This window comes from Thermomonospora cellulosilytica, from assembly GCF_014138835.1.
Classification (GTDB): domain Bacteria; phylum Actinomycetota; class Actinomycetes; order Streptosporangiales; family Streptosporangiaceae; genus Thermomonospora; species Thermomonospora amylolytica.
This window is the reverse complement of the sequence record NZ_JACJII010000001.1, coordinates 1973822-1995469: the sequence shown is the minus strand read 5'-3', so window position 1 is coordinate 1995469 and position 21648 is coordinate 1973822. Positions and strand designations below refer to the sequence as shown.

Sequence of the window (21648 nt, the reverse complement as noted above, 5' to 3'; positions counted from 1 at the left end):
GCCGTGGCGTTGTACTGCCTGATCTCGCCCGGTGGGGCGCCGGGGGTGACGACGACGGCGCTGGGGCTGGCGTTGACCTGGCCGGGGCGGGTGCTGCTGGCTGAGTGCGATCCGGCGGGGCGGCGGGTGCTGCCGGGGTTCATGGCGGAACGGTTGCGGCAGTCTCCGGGGCCGGGGCTGCTCGGGCTCGCCATGGCGGTGCAGCCCGATCCTCGTGCCACCGCTGAGGCGCTGGGCGAGTACACGCTTCCGCTCACCGAGGACGGGCAGGCGGAGCTGCTGCACGGCATCCGCGATCCCCGCCACGTTCAGCAGGTGGCGCCGTTGTGGCGTTCGCTGGCGGAGACGTTCGCGGCCGTCCCGGGTGATGTGGTCGCCGATCTGGGGCGGGTGGGGTCGCCGGACACGCCGGTGCCGCTGCTGGAGGCGGCGGATGCGGTCGTGGTGGTGATGCGTCGGACGCTGGCGCAGGTGGACGCGGCCGTTCCTCGGCTGGAGGTGCTGCGTGGGCTGGTCGGCGGTGGGGTGCCGATCGGGTTGTGCCTGATCGAGGACGGCTCGTACGGCTCCGCGGATGTGGCTCGGGTGTTGGAGCTGCCGGTGTTCGGTGAGCTGCCCTTGGCGGTGGCGGACGCTCGGGTGCTGTCGGACGGAGCCCGGCCTCGGATGACGTTCAGGTCCTCGCTGTTGATGCGGGCGGTGGACGGCCTGGGCAGGCGCGTCCGCAAGGCCGTTGAGGATCGCCGCCTGCTCGAAGGCGACCAGGTGCTGTTGGGGAGTGGCCGGTGACGGGCTGGGCCGGGATCGATGCGGGACAACGGATGGACGGCTCCTCGCCACAGGCGCATGCCCCGGTGGACATGTGGGCGGCGGTACGGGAGGTCGGCCAGCGTCTGGTGGACGTGCTGGGCGATGACATCGACCGCGACGAGGCCCGCCGGCTCATCGCCGTTCAGGTGCGGACATGGGCGCACGAGCAGATGGCCGCCGGCCGGCCGATGCTGTCGGTCGAGGACCAGCGGCGGGTGGAACGGGCGGTGTTCGACCACCGGTTCGGGCTCGGGCCGCTGCAGCCATACCTGGAACGGTCGGACGTGGAGAACATCGTCGTCAACGGCTGCCGCCAGACCTGGATCACCTACACCAACGGGGTCAAGGAGCCCGGGCCGCCGGTCGCCGAGACCGACGAAGACCTGGTGGAGTGGATCCAGCTGCTGGCCCGGCGGGGCAACAGCGGCCGGGAGTTCTCGCACGCCAACCCGTTGCTGGATGTCGCTTTGGCCGATGGGGTGCGGCTGGCGGTGGTGCATTGGGTGTCGCGGCATCCGCATCTGGCGATCCGGGTGCATCGGCTGGTGGACGTCACCCTTCGGCAGCTGACCGACATCGGGACGTTGTCCGAGCCGCTGGCGGCGTTTCTGGGCGCGGCCGTGCGGGCGCGGCGGAACGTCATCGTGTGCGGGGAGGTCAACACCGGCAAGACCACGCTGGTGCGGGCGTTGGCGAACGAGATCCCGCCCGAGGAGCGGATCATCACGCTGGAGAGCGACTTCGAGCTGTTCCTGGACGATCCGCGGCTGGCGCATCGGCACCATGACGTGGTCGCGTTGGAGGCCCGGCAGGCGAACGCCGAGGGCGCCGGCCTGGTTCGTCTTCAGGATCTGGTGCCTGCCTGTCTGCGGCTCAACCCGGACCGGGTGATCGTGGGTGAGGCCCGGCAAGGGGAGCTCGCGCCGATGCTGGAGGTGATGTACAGCGGGGCGCGCGGCTCCATGTGCACCCTGCACGTTCACCGGCCCGAGCACGTCTTCAACCGGGTCGTCCAGCTCGGCCGCCGCGCCGATCTTGGGTTGTCGCCTGAGGATCTGCATCTGATGTTCGGACTCGCCGAGCCGCTGGTCATCTACATCCAGCGCGATCCTGCGACCAATGAGCGGTACGTGTCGGAGGTGATGGAGGTCGGGCCGCCGGGGGACTCGGTGGAGCCGACCCGCAATCACATCTTCGTGCCAGGTCCTGACGGGCGGGCGACACCGAGCGGCGGGCACATCAGCTCCGAGCTGCTGGCCGAGCTGTCGGCGTGCGGGTTCGACCCTGCGCTGTTGCAGGCGGATGCGGGCGTGGCCGCAGGGGGCTGGGGCTGATGGTGCTGCTGGCGGCATGTGCGGGGGGCTGCGCCGCTGCGGCCGTCCTCGTTCTGTGGACGGGCATCACGGGGGCCGGCCCACAACAGCGTGGTACTCGTCCACCGTCCCGGTTACGGCTGTGGATACGCGACGTCACGTCACCGGCACGGCGTAAGCGGCTGGCCGGGGCGGTGGCGGTCGGGCTGGTGGTGTTGCTGGTGCTGCGGTGGCCGGTGGCGGCCGTCGCGGTCGGCGCGGCCGTGTACGTGCTGCCGCCGATGCTGTCGGGCCGGGAACCGCAGCAGCGGATCACCCGGCTGGAAGCGCTGGCGGCGTGGGCGCGGCGGCTGGCCGAGGTGATGGGCGCCAGCCGTGGCCTGGAGCAGGCCCTTGCCGACAGTGCCCGCATCGCCCCGGCGGCCATCGGTGAGCCGGTGTCGCGGCTGGCGGACCGGCTCAACAACCACGCCAACACCGAGCAGGCGCTGCGCGCGTTCGCCGACGACCTCGACGACCCGATCGGGGACCTGATCGCCTGCGCCCTGGTGCTGGCCGCCAAGCGCCGCGGCCCCGGAACACGGGAGGCGTTGAGTCTGCTGGCCGACGCGGTGGAGCAGGAGGTCATCGTCCGCCGCCAGGTCGAGGCCGAACGCGCGAGCCTGCGTACGACGCTGCTGGTCATCGTCTTGTCGATCGGAGCGTTGAGCGCGTTGTTCGTCATGTCGCAGACGCTCGCGGCCCCGTACGGGACGCCGCTGGGGCAGGCGGTGCTGGCCGTGGTCGCCGGGATCTACGCCGTGGGCTTGTGGTGGATGCGGCGGCTGTCGGTGCTGTCCACCGGGACTCGCTTCCTGCGGGGCGACCGGGCGGAGGTGGGGCGGTGACCACGCTCGCCATCGTGGCCGGTCTGCTGGGGGCCTGCGGGGTCCTCCTCATCGTCCGGGAGCTGCGGCCGGCGCCGCCTCGCCTGGATGCCGCGCTCGCCCGGATCCAGGCCACGTCGCTGCCCGCCTCGACGCTGCCGCGTTCCGCTGGTGGGCGTGAGGATCTGGGCCGGTGGCTGGCCGAGCATCTGGCCCGGCCTGCGGGGATGCTGGCCGTTCCGCGTCGTGATCTGGCGTTGCTGGACCGCACGGTCGAGCGATTCATGCTGGACAAGCTCGCCCTGTTCGTCACCGGGCTGGTCACGCCGTCGGTGTTCTTCGGGCTGGTGGCGCTCGTCGGCGGCTCGGTGCCGTGGACGCTGCCGGTCCTGGCCAGCCTGGCGCTGGGTGTGGGGTTGTCGTTCGTTCCGGACCTGGACATACGGTCGGCGGCTCGCCGGCACCGGCGGGACTTCCGGTATGCGTTCACCTCCTATCTGCAGCTCGTCGTGCTGGAACGCGAGGCGGGCGCGGCCCTGAACGCCGCGTTGGAGGAACCGGCCAAGGTCGCCGACGGGTGGCCGTTCCAGCGAGTCCACCAGGCGCTGACCCGAGCGCGTCACGCCCAGCAGCAGCCGTGGCGGGCGCTGGCGCGGCTCGGTGAGGACATCGACGTTCGCGACCTGATCGACCTGGCGCACACGGCCGAGATCGCCGGGGGCGAGGGCGCCAAGATGCACGACGTCCTGGTCGCCAAGATCGCCGCCATGCGGCACGAGGCCTCGGCCGCCGCCCGGTCGGAGGCCAACTCCCGCACGACCGCCATGTGGGTGCCGACCTCGCTGCTGATGCTCGGCTTCGTGATCCTGGTCGGTTTCCCGTTCTTCTCCCGGCTTCTGGGCTCGGGCTGACCTTTCTTGGAGGCATCTTGCGACAGCTACGCATACTCCCCTACGCCGCGGCGGAGGCCACCGTGGCGTTCTGGGAGGACCGGGTGGAACGCGCCCGGCGGGACCTGCGCGAGGACTCGGAACGGGGCTCCAATGTCGTGGAGACCATCATCATCGTGGCGGGCTTCGCCGGTCTGGCCTTCACCATCTACCTCGCCGTCTCCGGCAAGGTGCAGAGCTGGATCAGCAAGATCCCCGGGTGAGCAGGGCCATGACCCGGCGGACCGACGATCAAGGTTCGTCCTCGATCACCATCGCCATCGTCTTCCCGGCGATCGCCACGCTGTTCCTGGCGCTGGCGCAGGCGGTCATGGTGTCGGTCGCCCGTGACGTGGCCCAGGCTGCGGCCGAGGAAGGACTCCGGGTCGCCCGTGCGCACCAGGGATCGCACGCGGCCGGGCAGGCGGCGGCCGTCGGGTTCGCCCGCCGTGAACCCGTCCTGTTGGCCCCGGCGGTGTCGGTGAGCGGCTCGGACACCATCACCGTTCGCGTGACCGGGCACGCGCCGACCGTGCTGCCCGGGATGCGCATCGCCGTGGCCCGAACGGCACGGGGCGCCCGCGAACGATTCACCACACCACAGCAACCATGACCACTACCGCAAGCCACCGTGGCCGACGTGTCCGGCGCCGTGACGACGCCGGGAACGCGGTCGTCGAATCGGCGATCCTGGCGCCGCTGTTCGTGCTGTTCCTGGCCGCGCTGCTGGTCGCGATGCGGATCCAGCACGGCAGCGCGGTCGTCAGCCAGGCCGCCGCCGACGCCGCCCGCCATGCCTCCATCGCCCGCACCGCCGCACAGGCACGCGCCGACGCGACCGCCAGCGCCCTGGCCACCCTGCGGGACAAGGGACTGCACTGCACGCCACAGGTGACCCTCGACCTGTCCGACTTCGCCCGCCCGGTCGGCAAGGAGGGGACGGTGACCGCCCAGGTCCGCTGCGTCATCCAGTTGAGCGACATCGCCCTACCGGGGATGCCCGGCTCCCGGACCGTCACCAAGACCCACCGCTCCCCCATCGACCCGTATCGAGGGCGGTGACGTTCATGCGGTTGCGGGGCGTGGTGTTGGCCAGGCGAGAAGCTTCGGACCGGGGCGCGCTGAGCGTGTTCGCCATCATCATCTCGCTGGTCGTGGTGGTGTTCTTCGGCGCTGTGGTCGACTTCGAACGCAAGCTGGAAGCCCGCCACGACGCCGGCATCGCCGCCCAGGAGGCGGCCCGCGCCGGCGCCGGACAGGTCGACCTCGACCGGGCGTACCAGAACGGACGCTACGTCATCGACCAGCAGGCGGCCCTGCACGCCGCCCAGCGGTACCTCCGCGCCGGAGGCTACTCGGGCACCGTCACCGCAGCCGGGCCGAGAGCCATCCGCGTCCACGTCACGGTGACCAAACCCGCCCTGTTCCTGCCGGTCATCGGCATCTCCACCCTGCGCGCCGAGGCCGAGGCGGTCGCCGACCTGACCACCGGAGTGGAAGGACCCCATCGATGACCCGCCCACGGACTGCTCGTGCCGCCGACGTCTGGCGTGGCCTCGGCGCGCTCACCGCCTTGGTCTTGCTGTTCGTCGCCGTACCGGTCGGCCTGTATGTGGTGGGCGGGTCACCGATCCCGAACGGCCTGCCAACCTGGTCGCAGGTGTCGGGTGTGCTGATGCGGCCGGACACCGATCACAGCCTGTTCCTCGGGGCGGTCCGGCTGATCGGCTGGGCGGCCTGGCTCCTGTTGGTCGTCATCGTCATCGCCGAAGTCATCGGCTACCTGGCCGGCCGTCCCGTACCACGCCTGCCCGGACCGGCACGCCCCATGCAGTACCTGGCCCGTGACCTGGTCGCCATGGCCGCCCTGCTCTTCGGCACGACCGCGACCCTCACCGGCCCGTCCACCACACCGGCGGCGCACGCTGTGCCTATCGCCGCTGCTCAGACAAGCGTTCCGTCTACCGGCTCGGCGCAGGAGACGGCACCGTCCCCGGCGACCAGCGCCGCTCAGCCTGAAGGAAAGGGCTGGCGCACTCGTGTCATCAAGCGAGGCGACACGCTGTGGAGCATCGCCCGCCGCGAGTACGGCGCAGGCCGGCTCTACCCGCGCATCTTCCGGGCCAGCAAGAACCTCGACCAGCCGCAGGGCCTACCGAAGCTGACCGACCCTGACCACATTCGCCCCGGCCAACGGATCCGCATCCCACACCCGGCAGACGGCACGCCCCCACATCAGCGGAACGTTCAACGCACTACGCCGACCACAGGTCAGCCACAGGAGCAGGCCACCGGGGTCGCCTCCCCCACCCCGACAGACCCGGCCCCGGACGCCGTTCCTCCGACCCAGGCGCCGTCCCCACAGCGTTCCAGCCATCCGCCGTCCACCCCTGTGACGTCACCGCCAGCCGACCATGGCCAAACATCCGCACCACAACGGGTGGATAGCGAGCGCAACGACGCCCCACCGTTCACCGCCACCCTGTCCACCGGCACCCACGTGGGCATCGGCCTGGCCACAGCGATCAGCATCGCCATAGCCGCCGCACGCCTACAGCGCCGCCGCCGACGCACCTACGGCGACACCTGGCCCAACCAACCCGCCCCCGAGCCGGTCCCACCCGCGGCCGCGGCCAAGGTCCGCAAAGCCCACCTGGACACCTACGCCGACCAGAACGAACCGATCCCCACCGACACCGAGCTCGTCGAACAGGACCTCGCCACACCGGCACCCGACCGGCTCACCCTCGGTGTCCGCGACGGCCATGAGGTCACCGTCCCGCTGGCAGGCCTGGGCCTCGGTCTCGACGGCCCAGGCGCCCTCAACGTCGCCCGCGCCATCGCCACCGAGCTACTGGCCAAGTCACACCGCGACCGCGCCACGCTCATCATCCCCGAACAGGTGGCCAAAGCCCTGTTCCCCAAGGCCGACCTCACCGCCCTGGCCTCAGCCAAGCCCGGCCTCGTCATCACTCCCACACCGGCCGCGGCCATCACCCACCTGGAAACCGAGACCATCCACCGCGCCCGGCTCCTCGACAACGCCGACCAGCCCAACGTCGCCGCCCTGCGTGCCGCCGACCCCAGCGAGCCCCTCCCCACCCTGGTCGTCATCACCCCCGAGCCCAGCCACGCCCTGCACGCCCTCATCCAGCTCGGAAGCCGCTACGCCATCGCCGCCATCGTCCTCGGCCCCTGGCCCGCCGCCACCACCCTGCACATCACCGACGACGGCACCACAACCCAAGCCCAAGGCCCCCACGCCGACGCCCTCACCGGCACCCGCCTGTTCAAGGTCACCGAACCCGACGCCCACGACCTGCTCCGCACGCTCTGCACCGCCCACAGCCCCGACGACGAACCGGCCCCCATCCCTGCCCCCAGGGCCGCAGAACCCACCCCCTCCACCCCGGCGACACCCGGCCCTGCTCAAACCGACGAACACCCGGTCAAGCTCCACGTCCTCGGCCCCGTACGCCTGGAGGCCGCCAGCGTCCCTATCAACACCGGCCTACGCCGCAGCGCCCGCGAACTCCTCGCCTACCTGGCCCTGCACCCCAACGGCGCCACCCGCGAACAAGTCACCGCCGCCCTCTGGCCCGACCGAGACCCCGAAACCACTCCCATGGCGCTCCACACCGCCATCAACAACATCCGCAAGGTTCTGCGCCAAGCCATCGGCCTCCGCGAACCCATGTTCGTCATCCACGCCAGCGCCCGTTACCGCCTGGACCCCCACCTCATCGACGTGGACCTCTGGCGCCTGGAAACCACCCTGGCGGAAGCCCGCCAAGCCGCCGATGACACTGACCGCATTCACGCCCTGCAGCCGGTCGCAACCCTCTACACCGCAGACTTCGCCACCGACCTCACCCACGACTGGGCCGAAGCCCACCGCGAGCACCTACGCCGCACCGCCATCGACGCACTGGCCCACCTCGCCGGCCTCACGCAAACAGACCACCCGGACCAGGCTCTGGCCATCCTGGAGCAGGCGCTCAACCACGACCCCTACTCCGAGCCCCTCTACCAATCAGTCATGCGTCTACAGGCTCAGCTCGGCCGCTCCGACGCCGTCCGCCGCACCTACCAACTCCTCGCCACCCGCCTGGCGGCTCTCGACGCCGAACCCGACGACCAAACCCATCAGCTTCTCGATGCGCTGCTGCACCGCTCATGATCGGCTTAGCCAGCCGCAAACCCCTCAGATGGCCTGCTGAAAGCAACATATGCCTCTGGGGCATGGTTCACCCCAGAGGCACATGGATCCATCAAGCTGGCTTCGGGTCAGTGCTCACCTGATCCAGTAAGCCGCCAGTCGGGCGCGACGCGAGTCCTCCTCCTGCAGGTCGACCCAGAAGACCCCTGGCTGATCGGCGCCCTGGTAGTCGACGTGCTGCAGGAGCCCTCCCGTATCGAAGGCGTCCTGCGTGAAGTGAGCGCCCGGGATCACGTACACCTCAGAGGCGTCGTGGGCGTCGTCCCCGGTGTAGACGATCAGAGCCGCCCAGTCGAGGTCACCTGGCCAGGCGGTTCCAGGATCGGTGAGACCCGGCCGGTAGGGGCGGATACCGAGGCGTCCGTGCCGAGTGTCGACGATCCGCTGTGTGGCGTCGGGATCGATACGGGATTCCTCCGCAAGTTCCTCGACCGTGCCGAGCACCAGGCCGATGATGTCTTCGGGAGCCGAGTTCGGCGTAGCTGAGACAGCCATGGCGGCCCTTTCCACTAGCGCAGCCCAATCCCATTGATTGGGAATTTCCGCGCCCACCGACAGTCCCGCCACTCGAATCACACCGTCAAGTGCCCCACACAAAGGCCACTTGTCGCCAAATCCAAGATGCTGGTTGCGAAAAGCAAGGAGCACAGCCAGCCCGTCGAAGCCTCCCCTGCAGGCAACCACGGCGGCACTGGCTCCAGCAGATCCGGTAACACGGCGCGGGAGCAGGCATAGCCGACAGCAGCATCCGTAGGACCAGCCCATCAACAAGATGATTCTGGGCCTATTCAGATGCCGTCCTCCGACGAAGCGGCCGGACCAGTTCTTGTGCGGGCGAGAGTCCGCTGCCTCACCCGCACAAGAATCCCGCAGTCACCTTCAGTTTGCGACGGTCATCCTTCAGAAGGACGGCCCTTAGCCTGCTCGAGGGCTTCGGCGATGGCGGTGAACTCGGCCAAGGCCGCCTCCAGGTCCTCCACGATCTCCCGGGCGATCACGTCCGGCGGCAGGAGGCTGTCGGCGTCCTCCAGGCTCGGGTCCTTGAGCCAGGTGATGTCGAGGTTGACCTTGTCGCGGGCGAGCAGGTCCTCATAGGTGAACGCCTTGAACCGTTCGGTCTCGATGCGGTTGTCGCGCGGCTCCCCCGGGCGGTAGCACTTGACGAAGTCGTCCAGGTGCTCGCGGGTCAGCCGGTTCTGCTTGAGCGTGAAGTGCTGACCGGTGCGGAAGTCGTACACCCACAGCTTCGAGGTCCACGCACCGTCCGGCCGGGCCGGCTTCTTGTCGAAGAACAGCACGTTTGCCTTGACGCCGCCCGCGTAGAAGATCCCGGTGGGCAGCCGCAGCAGGGTGTGCACGTCGAACTGCTTGAGCAGCCGCCGCCGGATCGTCTCCCCGGCCCCGCCCTCGAACAGCACGTTGTCGGGCACGACCACGGCGGCCCGCCCGGGGATGCCCAGCATCGAGGCGATGTGCTGGACGAAGTTGAGCTGCTTGTTCTTGGTGGTGACCCAGAAGTCCTGCCGGGTGTACTCGATGTCCTCCCGGCTGGCCTTGCCGTCTCCGGTCACCACGGTGATCGACGACTTGCGTCCGAACGGCGGGTTCGCCAGCACCACGCTCGGATACGTCCGCGACGGCTCGGCCAGCGCGTCGCGTACCTCGATCAGCGACGGCCCGTTGGGCTTGCCGATGCCGTGCAGCAGCATGTTCATCGCCGCCAGCCGGGCGGTGCCGTCCACCAGCTCGACCCCGCTGATCCCGCCCCCGGCCAGCCGATCCCGCTGCTCGGGGGTCAGGTCGCTGCCATGGTGCCGCTGGATGTAGTCGTGCGCCGCCAGCAAGAACCCGCCCGTCCCGCAGGCCGGGTCGCAGATCGTGTCGTCCGGGCCGGGCTGCACACAGTCCACGATCGCCGAGATCAGCGCACGCGGCGTGAAGTACTGCCCCGCCCCCGACTTGATGTCCTCGGCGCCCTTGGCCAGCAGCTCCTCGTAGGCGTCGCCCTTGACGTCCACGCCCTGGCTGGACCACTGTTCCTTGTCGATCAGGTCGACGATCAGTCGCTTGAGCTTGGCCGGGTCCTGGATCCGGTTCTGCGCCTTGCGGAAGATCACGCCGAGCGTGTCCTGCCGCTGCCCGAACTCCCGCAGCACGTGGTTGTACTCGTCCTCAAGCTCCTGACCGTCGGCGTCCAGCAGCCGTTGCCAGGCATCCCCCACCGGCTTGAGCGCCAGATCCGGAAAGCTCCTGCGGTTGGCCCGCTCATGCCCCATCTTGAGGAACAGCAGGTACGTGAGCTGCTCAACGTAGTCGATCGTGGAGACCCCGTCATCCCGCAGCACGTCGCAGTAGTTCCACAGCTTCGCGACCAGCCGCCGCGTCTCCGCCCCGCTCACAGCACCGCCTCCTGCCCCTTGCTCCGCCGGCCACGCCGCACTGGCCCCCGCGCCGCCCGCTCGCTGCGAATCCGTTCCAGCAATACCGAAGCAGGCTCGTCCGCCGGATCCTGAGCCACCAACCGTCCTGCGAACGCCTCCGCCAACAACGCCCTGTGCAGCGAGGACGCCCTTGCTATCACTGGGATGTCTGCGATCCGCTGAATCCCACCCATCGCCTCATCAAGCGCAGAGGCAATCTCTTTCTGCCGCCCCAATTCCGGAATGGGAATCACTAGGTCCACAAGGTCCGGTTTGTTGATTTGAGGCACATTCGAGCCATCCGCAATGGAGGATAGGTCAAGCTGCTCAAACCAGTACCACAAGTAGACCGGATCCAGTTTCTCAGATGGTACAATACCCATCGTATTGAGGTCATACGCAGCAGCTGTTTGCATTATTCGCTTCTTGTTGGTGTGTATGGCTCCACCGCGCTTGGGGATGAGAACCGTCCCAGCTGGCCGTACATGCAGCTTGAGACTCGCCGCGTCTTCGGACGACAGATAAGTGCGGGATTCGCTCATATAGCGGCCTGCGACCAGATTCATGTCGCCAACCTTGTAGTAGGGAATCATCCCAGCGCCCGGCTGGGGCTTCAGATAGTCTGAGACCCCTTTTGGTGTATGGCCGCTCGCAATTGTCGCAACATCCCCCAAACGAAAACGCGGCGCATCCATCGAGCCCAGCCGGGCGCTTATAAGAGATGCACGCAAGTGATCAAGCCTTTTGCGAGCCGTCGCCGCGAGTTGCCGTGCCTTGTCTAGTCGAGAGAGGTGGTCTTCGAGGGCGGCGACGATGCGGCGCTGCTCGGCGAGCGGGGGAACGGGGACAGGCAACTTACCGAGAGCTTCTTTGTTGATCTTCGGCAAAACGACGCGGCTTTGATGACCCGCCGCCAAGCTGGTGAATGTCGGGGTAAGCAGCCACCAGAAAAGGTATCGGCTGTCTATAGACGCCTCAATAGGGTACATGTCCGCACTGCAGACACCCCTGAAATCGACGCGCACAACTTTGGCCAGATACGGACGAATTTTAGAGTACAGGATATGGCCAGGCTCAAACAGATGCTTCGAGCTGGTGACACCATCTTCTGCTGCGGTCTTGTATGGAAGCAGCCGACCCGTCTCGGACTCGATGTGATTGGGCGCAATATGTGGCAGGTCTGGGTACTCTAGAGGCGACACGAGATTGCTCGCTACGCGAGCGACATCCGAAAAAGTCACCCACTGCCAACTCGCCGGAATTGCGAAGGGCTCGGTCATGCGGTGAGGTTCTCGTTCAGGTCGGTGAGGAGGGTTTCGGCCTTGTCGTCGCCGAAGGTGCGGAGGAAGCCGTCGATGCCGCCGCGGCCGGTGAAGGGGGGCTTGTCCAGTTCGGTGGGGTCGATGGCGGCGTGAGTGATGATCACGTCGCGGATGCGGTCGAGCCACCACCGCTGGTCGGCGGTGAAGGTGGCCCCGGCCTGCTGTTGCTTCACAAGCCAGGCAGCGTAGCGCTCCTCGACGACATCCCGGTGCGGTTTGGGCTGCTCGTCCAGGCCCAGCTCGTACCGGATCAGGCCGATCAGGTCGATCGGACCGTGTTCCGCGCCGGGCTTGCCGGCGGCCAGGTTGAGGCGCTGGTAGGCCTGCCAGAGCTCGTCGGGGGTCCACTCGTGCGGGGGGCGGGCGATGCGTGCAGCGAGTTCCTTGAGCTTGGCGTAGGCGACGCGGCCGGACACGCCGCTGCGGTAGGCGGCTTCGATCGCGGTGATCTCGTCGCGGTGTTCGGCCAGGTACGCCCGCCAGGACGTGATGACCTCCTGGGCGCGCAGCTTGGGGTCCTGGGCGGCGGCCTCGATGAGGGTGTCGCGGTTGACCTCGTCCCAGACGATGTCGTGGGCACGGCGAATCTCCAGCAGGCGCTGACGCAGGCCGGGGTTCTCGGCCAGTGGCCGGACCGCCTGGACCACCAGGGAGCGGACGGCGGCGTCACCGCCGGTCTCCTGGGCGGTCTGCAGGGCGTCGGGGTCGGCGCAGCTGGACACCGAGGAGATCACCTCGTGCAGCGGGCAGCCGGCCAGCTGTTCCAGCTCGGCGCGCTCGTCGGGGGTGATCTGCTTGCCCAGGCGGGCGAGCCGTCCGGCGAGGGTGGATGCCTCGTCCGGGGTCAGGGTGAGGGTTCCGGCCTTGTCCAGCAGCTTCTTGAAGCTGATCTTCTTCTCGCCGTACTGGGCGAGCGGGGTGGCGTCCACGCGGGGCGAGTCGGTGACGCCGACCGCGTCGATGATGACGAAGCGGGTCTTGGCGTCGGTGTCCGGGGTGACCTGCTTGAGTTCGGCGGGGTCGACGGTGCGGGCGCCGCGGCCCTTCATCTGCTCGAACAGCGACCAGCTCTTGACCTCGTTCAGGAAGAACACGCACTCCAGCGGGCGGATGTCGGTGCCGGTGGCGATCATGTTGACGGTGACGGCGATCCGCAGGTCCGGGGAGTTGCGGAACTCGGCGATCAGGGCGTCCGGGTCGTTGGCCCGGTAGGTGATCTTCTTGCAGAAGTCGTTGCCCTTGCCGAACACCGTGCGGGTCATCTGCACGATCTCCTCGGCGTGGTTGTCGTCCACGGCGAAGATCAGCGTCTTGGGTACGTAGCTGCGGCCCGGGAAGATCTCGGTGAACAACCGGTCGCGGAAGGTCTCCAGCACCAGCCGGAGCTGCCCGGTGCTGATCACCTTGCGGCCGAGCTGGGACCCGGTCCAGATCAGATCATCGTCCAGCTCTTCGTACCGCCGCCGGCGGGTGGGACGGTTCATGATCGGCACGACCGTGCCCTGGCCGATGGTGGCGCCCTGCTCGGTGTGCTCGGTGCGGATGCGGTAGACGTCGAAGTCGACGTTGACACCGTCGGCCACCGACTCGCGGTAGGTGTACTCGCTGACCAGGTTCTGGTGGAAGAACCCGAACGTCTGCTTGACCGGGGTGGCGGTCAGGCCCACCAGGTAGGCGTCGAAGTACTCCAGCACCTGCCGCCACACGCCGTAGATGGAGCGGTGGCACTCGTCCACGATGATCAGGTCGAACGTCTCCGGCGGCAGGTCGGCGCTGTACTCCACCTCGACCACGCCGCCGGTGTCGGTCTGGTAGGAGTCGAGTTCCTCGCTCTCGACGTCCGGGTCCACCGGCTGGCCGCGCAGCCGGGAGTACAGGCGCTGCACGGTGGAGATCACGACCTTGGTCGAGTCCTTCATCGGGGCGGCGCCGAGGCGTTCGACGTTGTACAGCTCGGTGAACTTGCGGCCGTCGTCGGGGGTGACGAAGTTGTCGAACTCGGTGTACGCCTGCTTGCCGAGGTTGTTGCGGTCCACCAGGAACAGCACCCGCCGGGCCTTGGCGTGCCTCAGCAGCCGGTAGGTCTGGGTGACCGCCATGTAGGTCTTGCCCGCCCCGGTCGCCATCTGGATCAGGCTCCGCGGCTCGTCCCGAGCCAGCGATGCCTCCAGCCCGGTGATCGCACGGACCTGGGCGGCGCGCAGGCCCCGGGGGTCGAGCGGCGGCAGCTCCCGGAGCCGGGCGCGGAACGTGGGCGCGTCGGGCTCGGCGTCCGCCTCCCGCATCCAGCGGGCCAGCGTCTCCGGCCGGTGGAACGAGAACACCCGCCGGGCACGCGGGGCCGGGTCGAGCGTGTAGGTGAAGTGCGTCTCCACCGCCGTGGTCTCGTACCGGAACGGCAACGGGGTCCGCCAGGCGGCGACCTGCTGGGAGGCGGTCAGCGAGTCGGCGTAGCGGGCCGACTGGGTCTCCACCGGGGTCAGGATCGTGCCTTCCCGCTTGGCCTCGATCACCCCCACCAGCGCCTGATCGACCCACAGCAGATAGTCGGCCACGCCCTGGGCGGTCGGCACCTCCCGGACGGCCACCCCCCGGGCGGCGAACAGGTTGACCTCGTCTGCGTCCTGCACGGCCCAGCCGGCCAGCCGCAGCATCGCATCCACCCGTTCGCGGACCTCGGCCTCGGTCAGCGGCGTCCCCGCGGCCTGCTGAGCACGGGCGATGAAGGCGTCCCGCTGCACCGCGCCGACCTTCGGCGCCCGGGCCATCTTCGCGTCCAGGCGCGCCCAGGCCTCGGCCGCCCGCTGTTCACTCTGCTCGACCAGGGCGCGCAGCTGCTCCCGGTCGGCCAGCACACGGGCCAACTCCTCCTCGGCCTGCCGCCGCGCCCGGGCCTCAGCCTCCAGCCTGGAGATCTGACCGTCCCGCAGCACCTTGACCTCGGCCAGCCGCTGCCGGTACTCCTCCAGCTCGCGCCGCAGCTCAGCCAGCTCATCCCGCTCCGCCGCAGAGCCGGGGACCTGCGTCGTCGGGTCAGGCGGCGGAACGAACCCGAGCGGACCGGTCTCGCCGGTCACGGCACGGTGGAACCACACCCCCAGCTCAAAACACGTCCGCACGCACTTCAGGGCCTCCCGCACATCACCCCAGTGCGTATGGACGGCCCGATTCCCCGAGATACGGACTTCATCAAAAGCCCGACGCACAGCCGGCACCAACACACCCACCTGGCTGAGCGCCTGAAGCCGAGCGCTCTGCGTCGTCCCCTGCACAGACGTCTGTGTCCGGCTGACCAGCAACTTCGCCAACGTCTCAGTGAACCGCCGGGCCTTGCCCATCGACGCGTCCGGATCGCTGTAGACGTAAGCCTCAGCAGCCGCCCCGTCCGCCACCAGCAGCGGCTCGTGCTCCATCAGGAACCCGAAGTTGCGCGACCGCCCAGCCAGCTCATCGATCGGCTCCGCCATGACCCCTCATCTGCCCTCGACGCTGCGCAGAACATTGCAGGATAAGCGAATCAGCCGGGTTGGTCATAGAGGCAACCCTGGCCGGTTGTGGCCACACTGCATACGCTCAGGACCGCAGAGGGCATAACTTGTTTTTCAATCAGAGGGGTCCCGGCATCCAGCCTCACCCTGTCTTCCGGGACTCCGTTATCTCTATTGCCCTACGCTGCAGAAAAACATCAAACTCAGGGTCCCTTGCAAGGTCGATATAAAGATCATGGCTGGCAAACCTGTACCGAAGGATCCCTATCACCTGTGCAGGATCTTGCACTTTGTACTTCGACAGCAGCCCACCGATCACACCATAGATGCTACGAACAAGCGAATCACAATCCTCGTTCGGCCGTAGGCGTTGCAGGATGCTCACCAGGATGTGACGGGTCTCGCTCGGATCGCTATGAGTTAGCTCAACATGGCCCGCCTCGGCGAGCTGAAACCATCGAATGGACCGCCCCTGATGACAGGAAACCCCATGATTGACAGCAGCACTCTTGAGTTCTGCTATGTTTCTAGCGTGAACCTGAGTTCCGCTGCTACATATCCAACTGTCCACACCTGGAACTACGAAGATATATCCAGGAAGAAGCACACGCCGCAGCGCAATGATGCCTGCAGCAGCGGATACCTCTGCAATCTCCAACGTCTCCAGGATTTCCGGTACAGGAACGTATCCTCTCCCCAGGGGTCCAATCAGAGAATCAGGAATTAGCAGGTGGGATGCAAATTGGTTTGCCTCCTGCTCTTGGAGTCGCTTGAGCGATCCACCATCACCATTATCCAGAGGGTCAATGTGACAACCGACCGTGCCGACATGCCAGCCGATAACAACATGCCCTAGCTCGTGGGCCTTAGTGAATCGCTTCCTGCGATGCGGTGCGTCACTCTTGATGAAGACTTTAGCTCGATCCCCACGAAGGTCGGCCACCCCATCACAGTCAAATGGCCAGCTAAGCTCTACCAGGTCGGCAAAATTTTCGATCGCACAGTCGACATCGACAGGAGGCTTCAGCCCCAGCCGCACCAAAATTTGTTCTGCGATTCTGGCGATGATAGGGGGAGATGTCAAGCAATCCGCCCCGTCTGCTGAAGCCATGCCAGAACACTGGCCGCTTCCTCATCATTAGCAGCTCTCGCAGCTGCCGCCAGTAGTTTTATGTCGCGACCGATGTGCGGGCTTACCCCACTAAGGTTCCTCCGTGAACTCAGGACGAACCGCAAGGACTCTGGCCGCTCCACCCACAGCTCATATTCTTCTGGGGTGAGGCCCAGGTAATCAGCCAAAGTTATCTGCTGGCCTCCAGGCGCCCCAGCCTCATCATGCCAACGGTCGACCCAGTCGTCGATATCAACGATTAGAGCGTCGCCTGCCAGGCAGGCCGCGACGAACGTCTGCTGCCTAGACATCGATCTTCCTCCCTGGGACTGGCCCCTTGATCATCCTCCCGGTCACGGCATCGAGGACACCGAGGTGCCGGCCCCGCTTGTTGTACACCTCGATGTGCCCGTGGAAGGGGTCCCACTCGTAGTATCGGTCACCTCGCTCGTTTCGCCAACGCTTACTTCCTCCAGGAGCGCCACACGCGACCTGTTGATCTAGGAAGCACGGGGTTGGCCGGGGGATGTAGGGCAAGCGGTCAGCTCCCGTCCGACTACGACGAAGTCACAATCTAGCCAACACGACCCCTAGTTGTCCGGAGACTTTTGGGCAACCGGTACATCGAGCCAAATGTCACTCAGAGTAGCCATCTGGATGCAAAGTGGTGGTTGGTGAGTGACATGTTGGCTGCCCTCAACGTCTAGCCAACCCGGCAACGATCTTCGCCAGATGTGGCTCCACCCCCCTCAGCTAGGAGGGGGGTGGATCAACGAACCACTGCATACGGCTGGACTATCACTTGCTTCCCGCTAGGTTGTGTCTGGCAATTCGTGGTGGTGGAGTCAGAGGATGAGGCCGGCCAGCGGCACGCCGGAGCGGTAGCGGCTGGGTCGGCCTGTCCAGGCGGGCGGCGAGGGCGCGGGACGGCGACCAACCCGGCACTGCCCGTGGAGACCATGCACCGGCTCTTGGACCACGCCAGAGTCGTCTGATCACAGCGGCCTGGGGAAACATGAGCAGGAACGCTTCCCGCCGATGGCGCTCACACCACCGACGAGGAAGAACCCCACCGACCCAACCGAGTACCTGAGCCGGCAGCAGGCAGCGTAGATGCCCACCAAAAGCTGTCCGGAAAGCTCGAAGCACCTCGCTCCCACCAGCAGACCGCAACCACACGACCGACCGGCCAACGTGATACATCGGCCGCTCCACGGCGACACTGCACCAGCAACCCTGCACGAGCTCGTTGGTGAATTACATGAGGACTCCCTGTCCCTCGCCATCGGATTCTGATGTGCTGAGGCCGTAGCGGGGCTTGCGGTCCTTGGACGTCGCGGGGAACTTCACCCCGGCAGAGGCCAGAGCGGCTCGGGTGATGATCGGCCCGTTCAGGATGCGGTCCAGGAGCGCGGCTTGGTCGGGTTCCAGGTCGGTGATGCGGCGCAGGGCGGTGAGGAGTTCGTTGAGCTCGGTCACCCATTCGTGGGGCCACTGGTCGAGGTGGGTGTCGTCGAGTGGGCTGGTCTTCTTGCCTGCGGGGTTGGCCTTGCGGTAGCCGAACCAGTGCCGGATGACGTTCATTCCGCTGACCTCGTACTCCCACATGCGGGGTGTCACTGGGGTGAAGGTGCCGGCGCCGACATGCAGCCGCTGGGAGGGCTCCTCGTAGGTGATCTTTTCGGGAAGCTGGTCTCCGATGGGGGTCAGGTTGGTGACGCGCCGTTCGTCCCCTGGGGGAAAGGTGATCGTGTCGGCCGGGCGTCCTTGGTCAGGGTCGGCGGCTGCCGCCCCGTAGGTGGCCGCCCAGATCAGAGTGTTGCCGAGGGCCACGGCCTCAGCGAACAGTTGCGGGTCGCTGGTGATCGGTACCCGCACGCCTGGAGTGGCCAGCTCGTCCAGGAAACGGGCGGTGAAGGCCGCGTGGGAGGTGACCGCGGCGATGTAGGCGATCACCTCCTGGACAGTGACGGGGACGCGGAGCCGGCGGGTGAGCTCGGCGGTCAGGCCGGGCGCGAGGTTGGGCGATCCGTTGGGGTGAAGCATCGGCAGGACACGACCGCCCTCGCTGCCCTTGAAGTGGTGCATGTCGGGAACCAGAGCGGCGAACGTGATCGCCGGGCCAGGCGCGATGGGCTGGGCATGCTGCTCGCTGATGAAGATCTGCCCGGCCTGTTCGGCATCCCACAGTTCTGGTCGTGGGAAGTCGATGACCCTGCGGTCGGGGATGACCCAGTGCCGGTCGAAGGATCGGTAGGCGATGCGCCGGGGCTCGGGGCAGGGCCCGGTCTCCTTCCCCAGCGTCGTCGAGTGTTTGTTCCCGCGAGGGAGCGGCTGCACGTTGGAGTCGAGGTCACGGTCTCGGGTGGCCTTCAGCAGGGCGCGTTTGCGGGTGGGGTTGGTCTCCCCGATGAGCCTGGCCCAGCGACGCTGCAGAATCTCAGGAGAGGGTGCGTAGACCCATGTGCGGTTGGGCTTCATTCCCGGTGCCGTCCATGGGAACAGATCACCCAGTGCGGGGTAGTCGTCCCAGGCCGAGTCGGCGGCCGGGGTGAAAGGGGCCTCCCAGTCGGTCCGGACCCTGCGCCACTGGGGGCTGTCGAGGGTGAGGGCGGTCAGTTGCCGGTACTTGTCCTCGCGAAGGCCGGTGACCTTGGTGTGGTGCAGGGTGGCGGGAGTGTCGGGGTCGGTGTCGGAACGGCGGACGAAGATGCCGATGGCCAGGGGCTGCTGCACACCGCGGAAGACCCGGGTGGATACGTCGGGGCGCATGCCTTCGGGGGTGACGTCGATGATCCAGCCCTCGCTGCAGGTGCGGCGCAGATAGCGGCGCATGCCCTTGAACCCGGGCCCCTTGAGGTAGCCGGAGGTGGTGATGAAGGCGACCACGCCGTGGCGGTCATCGACGTGGGCGTCGAACACCTTCCAGGTGGCCCACGCCCAAAAGTAGACGTACAGGTTCTTGAGCACATACTCCATGCGGCCGTTGCCGGTCAGGCGGAACCGGTCCAGCGGTATGGCCGTGCTGGGGTTGCCGGATTCGACCCAGCCGCCTTCTCCATCGGCGTGTTCGCGGTAGGGCGGGTTGCCGATGACGACGGTGACGGGAGTGTTGGCCTTGACCTCGTTGGCGCGGCGGCGGGAGCGGGCGATCGGCTCGAAGGTGGCCGCGAGCTGCATCACCTCGATGTAGGGGTCATCGAGGGTGTTGGTCACATACAGGCGCAGGCCGCCCTTGGGGGACTTGGCGCCGTGGCGCTTGAGCAGGTCGGCGGTGCGCATCTCCGCCACCGCATACGGGCCCATCTGCATCTCGAAGCCGATCAGTCGACGGACCAGCCCGGTGATCGCCTTGGGGACCGCGCCGACCCCGTCGGCGGCAGCCGCCTGCCGGGCGGAGTGCTCGATGATGGCATGCAGGTAGGTCCCGGTGCCCATCGCCGGATCCACCGTGGTCACCGACGGGGCCAGGTACCGCCCCGGTGTGTCCAGCCGCGTGGCCAGTACGTCGCCGACCAGGCGCACCATCGCGTCGACCACCTCACGCGGGGTGTAGTACGAGCCGCTGTCCTGCCGTAGTTCTGGGTCGTAGACGTCTAGGAACGACTCGTACAGGTGCAGGTAGGCATCGTGGCGGCCCGCGCGGACTCGCGGCCAGTCGACTGCGCCGATCACCCGGCGCAGCAGATCCAAGGTGACGGTCAGCTGGTCGGTGGCCGAGTCGGTCAGCAACTGCAGCGCCTTGCTCATCAGCGCGTGTTCCTGCCCGGCCCCCAACTGCCTGGCGATCCGGTGCATGTCCGCACCTGCCACATCGATGTTCTCGCTGCGGGCCAGCAGCAGCGCAAAGGTCAGAGTCTGGGCGTAGTAGTCGGCGAAGGTGGTGTCATCGGCGGTGGGAAACAGCAGGTTGCGCCAGTCACGTGCCAGTCCGATGAACGGCTGCTGCCACTTGTCGGCGCCTTCCCGGACGGCTCTCCGCTCGGCCGCCAGCTGGTCCAGCACCGAGGCACGCAACAGCCGGCACAGCGGCGCGACCGCCTTGACCAACGCACCCACGGAGATGATGGGTTGAGGCGCCCACAGCAGGAACCCCACCAACACCTGCTCGAGCAAGGAATCGGACGCCGACAAGGTGCGGCCCGCGGTGCGCAGGTCGCCGTTCAGCACGGCCTCCCCCACCAGCTCGCCGTCCCTGTACAGCCGCCAGTGGGTGCCGGTGGTGTAGAGCAGATTCGGTAGATCCCGCAGCCGCCGCCACTGGCGCAGGTTGTGACCCTTGAACGCGGCCGGATCCAGCGGGGCACCGGGCTTCTTGACCTCGATGTAACCGGTGACCACGCCGTCCACCCGGATCGCGTAGTCAGGCCGGACCCCCAGACCCGACAGCGGCGCCTCCCCATGCGGCACGACGTCCAAACCATGCCGGCTACCCACTGTTCGCAGCAGCTGCTCCAACGGACCCCGGATCGCTGCTTCGGCTTCTCCGACATCCCCGGCGAGCCGCTCCCGGCAGGATTCCCCGAACTCCGCCACCGCCTCCGCAAGCCAGTCCGGCGCCATGATCACCACAGCTGCTCCGCCCTCTGCGCACCACCCCACACCCGGGCTTGCCAGCCATGTTGATCACCATCTGATTCACAGAAATAGGAGACCGAGGGCGATGAGTTGCTATCCGCAAGAGTTGGGTTGACCTGTAAGGGGTGATGAGATAGCCCCGATTAGGGCGAAGCGATATCCCTAAAACGGATGTCCTGACAGAGCTCTACTACTCCAGTTTAAGTTTCGTCCCACCAGGTGCGGAGTGCTAGCCTCGAGCTAGCCAGCCATGTCCCGATCATTCTTCAATGCTGCATTAGTGCAGGTCAGGAAGCGAGTTCGAGCAGGGGTGGCCACAGAATCGACTCGCTTCTCCGCCGTGGCCGCCGCTGTTCTGATCACCACTACTCTGGCTGCCCGCCTGCACCGCTCACACCGTGCAGGCACCGGGACGATGCCTGACCCCTCCTTACCTGGACGATGATCCCGATTTATGTTATTGAGTCCGGAAAATAGGAGCTTGGGTGGCACTGCCAAACAGCGAACTATGCCTGTTCTCTCGTCCGGTCTGGCAGGCGGACGGCTGAGCGCAGAACGCTGAGTTGGAAGCACCCATCATGTAGCGCACCTC

The 21648-nt window shown here is 67.3% G+C and carries 17 protein-coding genes; 9 read left to right on the top strand and 8 right to left on the bottom strand.

Annotation, left to right across the window (positions count from 1 at the left end; translation table 11 throughout):
- The first annotated feature begins 3 nt into the window (after positions 1 to 3).
- From HNR21_RS09600 to HNR21_RS09560, 9 genes are all read left to right on the top strand, one after another.
- A complete protein-coding gene (locus HNR21_RS09600) occupies positions 4 to 789 on the top strand; it encodes a CpaE/TadZ family protein (RefSeq protein ID WP_182704929.1) in 786 nt (261 codons plus the stop codon).
- Positions 786 to 2144, top strand: coding sequence for a TadA family conjugal transfer-associated ATPase (locus tag HNR21_RS09595; protein WP_182704928.1), 1359 nt, complete (start codon positions 786 to 788; stop codon positions 2142 to 2144). The genes HNR21_RS09600 and HNR21_RS09595 overlap by 4 nt, the downstream gene beginning before the upstream one ends.
- Before the next feature lie 173 nt (positions 2145 to 2317).
- Complete coding sequence (locus HNR21_RS09590; protein WP_182704927.1) at positions 2318 to 3010, top strand: type II secretion system F family protein; 693 nt, start codon at positions 2318 to 2320, stop codon at positions 3008 to 3010.
- On the top strand, positions 3007 to 3900 hold the full coding sequence (locus tag HNR21_RS09585) for a type II secretion system F family protein (protein WP_182704926.1): 894 nt from the start codon (positions 3007 to 3009) through the stop codon (positions 3898 to 3900). Before HNR21_RS09590 ends, HNR21_RS09585 begins: the two co-directional genes overlap by 4 nt.
- Positions 3901 to 3917: 17 nt before the next feature.
- Positions 3918 to 4142, top strand: a complete 225-nt coding sequence (locus HNR21_RS09580) for a hypothetical protein (RefSeq protein ID WP_182704925.1) — start codon at positions 3918 to 3920, stop codon at positions 4140 to 4142.
- The gene (locus HNR21_RS09575; protein WP_182704924.1) at positions 4139 to 4531 is read left to right on the top strand and encodes a pilus assembly protein; all 393 of its coding nucleotides are present in this window, start codon (positions 4139 to 4141) and stop codon (positions 4529 to 4531) included. The genes HNR21_RS09580 and HNR21_RS09575 overlap by 4 nt, the downstream gene beginning before the upstream one ends.
- Positions 4528 to 4980, top strand: a complete 453-nt coding sequence (locus HNR21_RS09570; RefSeq protein WP_182704923.1) for a TadE/TadG family type IV pilus assembly protein — start codon at positions 4528 to 4530, stop codon at positions 4978 to 4980. Before HNR21_RS09575 ends, HNR21_RS09570 begins: the two co-directional genes overlap by 4 nt.
- A 5-nt stretch (positions 4981 to 4985) precedes the next feature.
- Positions 4986 to 5432, top strand: coding sequence for a TadG family pilus assembly protein (locus tag HNR21_RS09565; protein ID WP_182704922.1), 447 nt, complete (start codon positions 4986 to 4988; stop codon positions 5430 to 5432).
- Entirely contained in the window at positions 5429 to 8098 is a 2670-nt protein-coding gene (locus HNR21_RS09560) for a BTAD domain-containing putative transcriptional regulator (protein ID WP_182704921.1), read from the top strand. Before HNR21_RS09565 ends, HNR21_RS09560 begins: the two co-directional genes overlap by 4 nt.
- Positions 8099 to 8212: 114 nt before the next feature.
- Here the strand turns inward: HNR21_RS09560 and HNR21_RS09555 are convergent, their stop codons facing one another.
- The 8 genes from HNR21_RS09555 to HNR21_RS09520 form a co-directional block, all read right to left on the bottom strand.
- Positions 8213 to 8581, bottom strand: coding sequence for a hypothetical protein (locus HNR21_RS09555; protein ID WP_182704920.1), 369 nt, complete (start codon positions 8579 to 8581; stop codon positions 8213 to 8215).
- A gap of 449 nt (positions 8582 to 9030) precedes the next feature.
- Entirely contained in the window at positions 9031 to 10536 is a 1506-nt protein-coding gene (locus HNR21_RS09550; protein ID WP_182704919.1) for a class I SAM-dependent DNA methyltransferase, read from the bottom strand.
- Complete coding sequence (locus HNR21_RS09545; protein ID WP_182704918.1) at positions 10533 to 11837, bottom strand: restriction endonuclease subunit S; 1305 nt, start codon at positions 11835 to 11837, stop codon at positions 10533 to 10535. The genes HNR21_RS09550 and HNR21_RS09545 overlap by 4 nt, the downstream gene beginning before the upstream one ends.
- Positions 11834 to 14956, bottom strand: coding sequence for a type I restriction endonuclease subunit R (locus HNR21_RS09540; protein ID WP_220500108.1), 3123 nt, complete (start codon positions 14954 to 14956; stop codon positions 11834 to 11836). Before HNR21_RS09540 ends, HNR21_RS09545 begins: the two co-directional genes overlap by 4 nt.
- Before the next feature lie 553 nt (positions 14957 to 15509).
- Positions 15510 to 16478 (bottom strand): ImmA/IrrE family metallo-endopeptidase, encoded by a 969-nt coding sequence (locus tag HNR21_RS09535; RefSeq protein WP_182704916.1) that lies wholly within the window; start codon positions 16476 to 16478, stop codon positions 15510 to 15512.
- Complete coding sequence (locus HNR21_RS09530) at positions 16448 to 16789, bottom strand: hypothetical protein (protein ID WP_182704915.1); 342 nt, start codon at positions 16787 to 16789, stop codon at positions 16448 to 16450. Before HNR21_RS09530 ends, HNR21_RS09535 begins: the two co-directional genes overlap by 31 nt.
- A complete protein-coding gene (locus HNR21_RS36600; protein ID WP_182704914.1) occupies positions 16782 to 17015 on the bottom strand; it encodes a colicin E3/pyocin S6 family cytotoxin in 234 nt (77 codons plus the stop codon). Before HNR21_RS36600 ends, HNR21_RS09530 begins: the two co-directional genes overlap by 8 nt.
- Before the next feature lie 720 nt (positions 17016 to 17735).
- Entirely contained in the window at positions 17736 to 21041 is a 3306-nt protein-coding gene (locus tag HNR21_RS09520; RefSeq protein WP_182708566.1) for a type ISP restriction/modification enzyme, read from the bottom strand.
- Positions 21042 to 21648 lie beyond the last annotated feature (607 nt).